Here is a 3,118-nt window from a genome sequence, read left to right as displayed (position 1 = left end):
TCCGAGGGCGCTCGCCCGCCAGCCGCCGACGGCCGGGCCCGGGTCGCCGGCCACCCCGCGCACCGAGGTGACGGCGGCGACCAGCACGAGGGCGGTCGTCGCAGCGGCCACGGCCCACGCCGGCACGCTCAGCCGCGCCCCCAGGGCCACCGCCCCGAAGGGGAGGACGACGGCGGCCAGCAGGAGGAGGACGAGCACCGGCCCCGCCGTGAAGGCGGTCACGAGGGTCGTCGCCGCGACCGCGGGGACCAGTGCCGCCCAGGCGACGCGCGCGGCCCTCATCGGACCACCGCGAGCGACCACGCGGCCGTGACGTCCTCCGCGCGCGGGCCGCGCACCACCGTGGTGCCGCCGACGACGTCGACGACGCGGTCGGGCGCCGGGTCCACGACGAGCAGGGAGCCGTGCGGGGCGGCGTGCGCCCGCAGCGACAGGTCGCGCAGGTCGCTGCCGGCGCCGCACACGACCGCGAGCACGTCCGGGGCCGGGACCCCGACGGACGCGGCCACCGCGGCGGCCCGCCCTGTCGACGGGTCCAGCAGCGCGCAGGCCGTGAGCACCTCCTCGACCAGCGCGCCGGGTGCCCCCGACCCAGGCGGCCCCGCGGGCACGTCGTGCGTGAGGCGGCCGCTGGTGGTCAGGAGCCGCACCGGGCTGCCGGACGCGACGGCCCCGGCGACGAGCGACGCGGCGACGTCGACAGCCTCCTCGAACCCGTCGCCCGCGTACGCGGCGGCGTCGTCGTCCAGGAGCACCGTCAGGTGCGGCTGCGAGGGGTCCGCGTCCTCGCGGACCATGAGCGTGCCGACGCGCGCGCTGGTCGCCCAGTGCAGGCGCCGCAGGTCGTCCCCCGGCACGTACTCGCGGATCCCGACGAGGTCCGTCCCACCGTGCTCGACGCGCTCGTCGGCCCCGACGTGCCCGCGGCGCACGCCGGGCGGCGGCGCCTCGACGGGCAGGAGGCGCGGCAGCACCGTGACGGTGCGCTGCGCGCCGTGCGTCCTGCGGGAGCGCGCGAGCCCGGCGACGCCGCGGCGGTCGAGCACGAGCGGTCCGACGGACAGGACCCCCCGCCGCTGCGTGGGCACGTCCGAGCGCACCTCGACCGAGGCGCCCGGACGCAGCTGCGGGACGCGGACCGGCACCCTCGTGCCGCCGACCCGGTCCCACCCGGTGAGGCCGAGCGGCCACCAGGCGGAGGCGTTCGTCACGTGCGCGACGGCCGCTCCGGCACCCAGCCGTGGCACCCGCTCCGGCTCGACGCTGCGCTCGATCGCGAGGGGCGCGGGCAGCAGGACGGAGACGACGGCGACCGCCACCAGGAGCAGGAGGGCGAGCCCGAGGCCGACGAGCCCGCCGTACCCGGCGGCGAGCCCACCCCCGAGGCTCGCCGCACCGAGGCCGAGCACGACGAGGCCCCGGGCCGTGGGGCGGGCGCCGTCACGCACTCAGACCGCCGCGGGCCGGGGCGCGTCGACGCGTGCGACGACGTCGTCGAGGAGCTCGGCCGTGGTCGTGCCCGCGAGGACGGCCTCACGTGTCAGGACGAGCCGGTGCGACAGGACGGGCCGGACGAGCCGCTGGACGTCGCTCGGCACGACGAAGTGCCGCCCCTGGGCGGCCGCGTGCACCTGCGCGGCCGCCACGAGGGACCGGAGCGCGCGCGTGCTCGCACCGAGGCGCAGCCGGTGGTCGTCCCGGGTCGCGGCGCCGAGCTCGCGCACGTAGCGCAGGATCGGCTCGGCGACGTGCAGCCGGCGCAGCGCGCTGGTGAGCGCGGCGACCTCGTCCGGGGACGTCACCGTCGCGACGTCCTGCACCCGGCCCGCGGAGCTGCCGGGGCGCAGGATCTCGAGCTCGTGCTCGACGTCCGGGTACCCGATCGCGATCCGCAGCAGGAACCGGTCGAGCTGCGCCTCCGGGAGGCGGTAGGTGCCGTCGAGGTCGATGGGGTTCTGCGTCGCCACCACGAGGAACGGGTCCGGCACCACGTGCCCCACGCCGTCGACCGTCACCGTGCGCTCCGCCATGACCTCCAGCAGGGCGGACTGCGTCTTGGCCGCGGCACGGTTGATCTCGTCGGCGAGCAGGACGTTGCTGAAGACGGGGCCCGGGCGGAAGCGCACCTCGCCCGTCCCGGGCTCGAAGACGGACGTGCCGGTGACGTCGGTGGGCAGCAGGTCGGGGGTGAACTGGATGCGCCGCGACGAGCCGCCCAGGGCCGCCGCGAGCGCCCGCGCCAGCGTCGTCTTGCCCGTCCCGGGCACGTCCTCGAGCAGGACGTGCCCGGACGCGAAGAGCGCCACCGCGACGAGCTCGACGACGGCACGCTTGCCGTGCAGCGCGGACTCGACGGCGTCGACGACCTTCCCGTGCACGACGCGGAACCGCGCGATCGCCTGCTCGTCGAGCGGCTGGGGGGCGAGGGGCTCGGGCGTCATGGGCGGGTCTCCTCGATCGTGGGGCTGGTCGGGTGTGACGGTGGGACGACGACCGGGGCGACGTCGCAGCCGTCGGCCCGGTCGGAGGCGAGACCGCTCTGCACGCGCTCGCGCAGGCGCGCGGCCCGCAGCGCGCCCGCGGCGCCCAGCAGCACGACGCCCGCGGCGAGGAAGGGGCCGGGCTCGGGGCCGCCGGGCAGGCCCGGCACCGGCGTCCACGGCAGGGGCACGATCGTCGCGGTCCCAGCGTCGGGGTCGGTCGGCAGGCCCACGGGCTGGGTGCAGATGCCCGTGTTCGGGTCGCAGTAGGCCCAGCTGTTGCGCAGGGGGACCTCGCCCGGGACCGCCGCGGACGTCACGTCCAGACCCAGCGCGCGCACGCTCACGGTGACCGTCGACCCGCCCGGGAACTGCCCCAGCCACACCTCGCCGGAGGTCGCGCAGGGGATCGACCGCGACGACCCGCTCCCGGCGGTGCTCGTGACGACGAGCTCGCAGCCGCCCGTGTGCGCCGCCCAGCCGGCCGGCGGGGCGAGCCCGGCGCGCATCGGGATCTCCTGGTCGTACTGGCCCGGCGCCGCGAAGGTCACCCACGAGACCACGCCGTCGCCCGCACGCGGCGCGGGCGGCGGGGGCGGCGCGACCGCGGCGGTCGCCGTCGCGACGGGACCGGCGCC

4 protein-coding genes are annotated in these 3,118 nt (G+C 78.2%); all 4 read right to left on the bottom strand.

Features of this window, described 5'->3' with window-relative positions; translation table 11 throughout:
• On the bottom strand, positions 1-282 hold a 282-nt coding region (locus IDM29_RS15975; RefSeq protein ID WP_223148414.1), incomplete at its 3' end, for a hypothetical protein.
• The gene (locus IDM29_RS17730) at positions 279-1,448 is read right to left on the bottom strand and encodes a DUF58 domain-containing protein (RefSeq protein WP_220457951.1); all 1,170 of its coding nucleotides are present in this window, start codon (positions 1,446-1,448) and stop codon (positions 279-281) included. The genes IDM29_RS15975 and IDM29_RS17730, both read right to left, overlap by 4 nt.
• Entirely contained in the window at positions 1,449-2,441 is a 993-nt protein-coding gene (locus IDM29_RS15965) for a MoxR family ATPase (protein WP_182111593.1), read from the bottom strand.
• Positions 2,438-3,118, bottom strand: a 681-nt coding sequence (locus IDM29_RS15960; RefSeq protein WP_223148413.1) for a hypothetical protein, incomplete at its 5' end; no start/stop codon positions are given. The genes IDM29_RS15960 and IDM29_RS15965, both read right to left, overlap by 4 nt.

The sequence above is a fragment of the Actinotalea sp. JY-7885 genome (assembly GCF_014525465.1).
Taxonomy (GTDB): domain Bacteria; phylum Actinomycetota; class Actinomycetes; order Actinomycetales; family Cellulomonadaceae; genus Actinotalea.
This window is presented reverse-complemented; position numbering and strand designations above follow the sequence as displayed.

Coding starts and splice junctions, on each gene's coding strand:
- IDM29_RS15965 (WP_182111593.1), bottom strand. CDS start 2,441: ATGACGCCCGAGCCCCTCGCCCCCCAGCCGCTCGACGAGCAGGCGATC.